Below are 3,800 nucleotides of genomic sequence, written 5' to 3'. Positions count from 1 at the left end.
ACGGCAGCTTCCTCTCCGTCGTCCTCGGTCCGTCGATCGTCGCGAGCATCGGGATCGGGCTGTGCTTCGTCCCGCTCGGCACCGCGGCCACCACCGGAGTCGCCGCCGAGGAGACGGGCATGGCCTCCGGGCTCCTCAACAGCTCCCGGCAGATCGGCGGCGCCCTCGGCCTCGCGGTCCTCGCCACGGTCGCCACGCACGCCTCCGGGCCGGGGACCGCGGGCCTCGTGGACGGGTTCACGGCCGCGTACCGGGTCGCCGCGCTCCTGCTGTTCGGGGCGGCCGTACTCGCGGCCGTACTGCACGGGAAAAGCACGCGACCTGCGAAAACAGGCCGGCGGAAAAAATCCTGGGGAAATTCCGGCGCGTGTGTCGATCCGGCCGCCCTCCGTTCGACGCATGGTTGAAAGGCCGGGAAGGACCCGGCCAGTCCGACCCGAGGAGCCACCATGCCCCGCTATCTCTCCCTCGTGCAGATCGACGAGAAGACCGCCCCCGCCGAGGGCCCCAGCGCCGAACTGATGCAGCGCATGGGCGAGTTGATCGAGGAGATCACCAAGGCGGGCGTCATGCTCGACACTGCCGGCCTCACCCCGACCGCGCAGGGCGCCCGCGTCCACTGGGAGGGCGGCAAGATCTCCGTCACCGACGGCCCCTTCACCGAGTCCAAGGAGGTCGTCGGCGGCTACGCGCTCATGCAGTGCAAGGACATGGCCGAGGCGATCGAGTGGACGAAGCGGTTCCTGAAGGTGCACGAGGAGTTCTGGACCGTGACGTGCGAGGTACGGGAGATCGCGGAGGGCTGAGCGGTCCCCGTACTTCCGTGGCTGGTCCCGGCCTTCCTTGGCCCGAGGCCGCCGGGGGTGTTGCATGGTGGGTTGTGACTCCGGATTCACAGCCCACCGCGGCCCCGCACGGCAACGCCACGGACCCGCACACCGCCATCGAGACCGTCTTCCGCATCGAGTCCCCCCGCATCATCGCCGCCGTCGCCCGCACAGTGCGCGATGTCGGCATCGCCGAGGAACTCGCGCAGGACGCGCTGGTCGCCGCCCTTGAGCAGTGGCCGAGGGACGGCGTGCCCGACAACCCGGGCGCCTGGCTCATGGCCACCGCCAGGCACCGCGCCGTCGACCTGGTCCGGCGCCGGGAGAACTACGCCCGCAAGCTCCAGGAGATCGGCCGCACCCTGGAGACGACAGCCCCGCCCGAGGAACCGTCGGCCCCCGACGACATCGACGACGACCTCCTGCGCCTGGTCTTCACCACCTGCCACCCGGTGTTGTCCCCCGAGGCCCGCACCGCCCTCACCCTGCGCCTCCTCGGCGGCCTGACCACCCCCGAGATCGCCCGCGCGTTCCTCGCCCCCGAGCCGACGATCGCCCAGCGCATCGTCCGCGCCAAACGCACCCTGGCCACCAAGAACGTCGCCTTCGAGGTCCCCTACGGCCCCGACCGCGAGGCCCGCCTCGGCTCCGTCCTCGACGTCATCTACCTCATCTTCAACGAGGGCTACGCGGCGACGGCGGGCGACGACTGGCTCCGCCCGAGCCTCTGCGAGGACGCCCTGCGCCTGGCCCGCCTCCTCGCCGCCCTGATGCCGAAGGAACCCGAAGTCCACGCTCTGGCCTCGCTGTTGGAGTTCCAGGCCTCCCGCTCGGCCGCCCGCACCGCCCCGAACGGCGACCCCGTCCTCCTCAAGGACCAGAACCGCCGCCGCTGGAACCGCCTCCTCATCGCCCGCGGCATCACCGCCCTAGGCCGCGCGGACACCACGTCTACCGGCGCCCCCGGCCCCTACGCCCTCCAGGCCGCCATCGCCGCCTGCCACGCCCACGCGTACACCTACGACGAGACCGACTGGCCGACGATCGCGACCCTGTACGGACTCCTCGCCACCCGATCCCCGTCGCCGGTGGTCGAGTTGAACCGGGCGGTCGCCGTCTCGATGGCGCAGGGCCCGGCACCGGCGCTGGAGATCGTCGACACCCTCGCCGCCGAACCCGCCCTGCGCGACTACCACTTGCTGCCCAGCGTGCGGGGGGACCTGCTGTTGCGCCTCGGCCGTACGACGGAGGCGAAGGCGGAGTTCACCCGAGCGGCAGCCCTCGCCCGCAACGAACGCGAACGCCAACTCCTGCTGCGCCGGGCGGCCGAGGCGTCGTAGGACGACGGGGGTTGGTGGAGGCGCGCCCGGTGTCGTAGCCCGACGGATCGTCACATGCGCGGCGGGCGCGGGAGTTTGAGCCGTCCGCACACTGTCGGCGGACAGGGCCTCGCGACGGCAGGGATCCTCGACGTGTCCCGTGCCCCCGCCGAGCCCTCCCCGTCAGCGCAGTCAGACCGGCCGCCCGATCAGCATCGCTGGCGCCCCCGCCACACGAGTGAGAAACACCGTCGCCGAGTTGGGCCCCTGAGGCTTGACCTTCCGCCGCAGTTCCTCCGGCTCGACGGCCGACCCCCGCTTCTTCACGGTGAGCACGCCCACCTCCCGCTCCCGCAGCAGTGCCTTCAACTTCTTGACGCCGAAGGGAAGTTGATCGGTGATCTCATAGGCCGAGGCGTACGGGGTCGGCCGTAGCTCGTCCGCCGTCACATACGCGATGGTCTCGTCGACGAGCCCGCCCCCGACCTCCTCCGCGACCTCGGCGACGAGATGGGCGCGGATGACGGCGCCGTCGGGTTCGTACAAGTACCGCCCCACGGAACGGACTTCAGGGTCGGGTAGCCCGCGCCCATGCAGAACTCGCGGGCCGGGCAGCAGAGTTGCCCGCACCGCCCCCGGCCGCACCCCGCGCCCGAACCACAGCACCGCCTCCTTCACATCCCCGCCGTCCGAGATCCACTCCGCCTCGGCCGCCCCTGGGATCGCCTCGTGCGGCACTCCGGGCGCGATCTTCAGCGCGGCGAGCGGAGCCGCCGTAGCGGCGCCGACGGCCCAGGACAACGGCGGCGAGTACGCCTCCGGATCGAAGATGCGCCCCCGTCCGCCGCGTCGCGCGGGGTCGACGAACACGGCGTCGTACGCGGACGTGTCCACGTCCGTGACATCCGCCTCCCGCACCTCGATCAGGTCGGCCAGGCCCAGCGCCTCCGCGTTCGCCCGGGCCACGGCGGCCGTCAGCGGATCGCGGTCCACGGCCAGCACGCGCACCCCCGCCCGGGCCAGCGCGATCGCGTCGCCGCCGATTCCGCAGCACAGGTCGGCGAGGGAGGTGACGCCCAGGTTCAGCAGTCGGCCGGCGCGGTACGTGGCGACGCTCGCCCGGGTCGACTGTTCGAAGCCGTTCGGGGTGAAGAACATGCGTGAGGCGTCCTCGGGCGTGAACTTCGCGACCGCCGCCCGCTGGCGCAGCCGGGCCTGGCCGAGGGCCGCCGAGACGAGATCGGCGGAGTGCTCACGGCGCAGTCGGGTCGCGACGGCGAGTTCCTTGGCCGGATCGGTGCCGTGGACCTCGTCGAGGAGGGCACGGCCCTCGGGGGTGAGCAGGGCGGCGAAGGCGAGTACGGGGTCGTTCACAGGGGCATGGGGGTCGTTCACCGGGACATTGTGGGCCAGTCGGTGGACGGTGTGCCTCCGGTGGCGGTGTGTTGGCGGTGTCGGCGCGGGATCGGGGCCGGGGACTGAAAAGATCCGACCCCATGCGAGTAGTCGTACAAAATGACATCAATCGGACGCGTGAATGCATGGGGAGCCACGGGAGTCGGCGGTGGAAGCCGGGCGTTCGTGGCGCGCTGGCCGCCCTCGCACTCGCCGCCCTCGCCTCCGGCTGCGGCCAGCCGGGCTCCGGCACGACCGA

The 3,800-nt window shown here is 72.0% G+C and carries 3 protein-coding genes and 1 pseudogene; 3 read left to right on the top strand and 1 reads right to left on the bottom strand.

The features are described 5' to 3' along the window. The 3 genes and pseudogenes from R6V09_RS48315 to R6V09_RS48305 form a co-directional block, all read left to right on the top strand. Positions 1-407, top strand: a pseudogene (locus R6V09_RS48315) (MFS transporter); the annotation flags it as partial. Between the two features lie 42 nt (positions 408-449). Continuing rightward, positions 450-806: a YciI family protein gene (locus tag R6V09_RS48310; RefSeq protein WP_019055574.1), complete on the top strand. Its 357-nt coding sequence runs from the start codon at positions 450-452 to the stop codon at positions 804-806. A 74-nt stretch (positions 807-880) separates the two neighbouring features. After that, positions 881-2,167, top strand: coding sequence for an RNA polymerase sigma factor (locus tag R6V09_RS48305; RefSeq protein ID WP_317887801.1), 1,287 nt, complete (start codon positions 881-883; stop codon positions 2,165-2,167). 171 nt (positions 2,168-2,338) lie between these two features. Here R6V09_RS48305 and R6V09_RS48300 read toward each other — a convergent pair whose 3' ends face one another. Further along, a complete protein-coding gene (locus tag R6V09_RS48300) occupies positions 2,339-3,541 on the bottom strand; it encodes a THUMP-like domain-containing protein (RefSeq protein WP_317887800.1) in 1,203 nt (400 codons plus the stop codon). Positions 3,542-3,800: the final 259 nt, after the last annotated feature.

Origin of the sequence: Streptomyces sp. W16 (assembly GCF_033194735.1) — a bacterium.
Lineage (GTDB): Bacteria > Actinomycetota > Actinomycetes > Streptomycetales > Streptomycetaceae > Streptomyces.
Note: the sequence above shows the minus strand (reverse complement) of the source record. Positions and strands in the feature narration are given on the sequence as shown.

Bases quoted from the DNA above. Each gene is read 5' to 3' on its own strand.
- R6V09_RS48310 (WP_019055574.1), top strand. From the start codon at position 450: ATGCCCCGCTATCTCTCCCTCGTGCAGATCGACGAGAAGACCGCCCCC.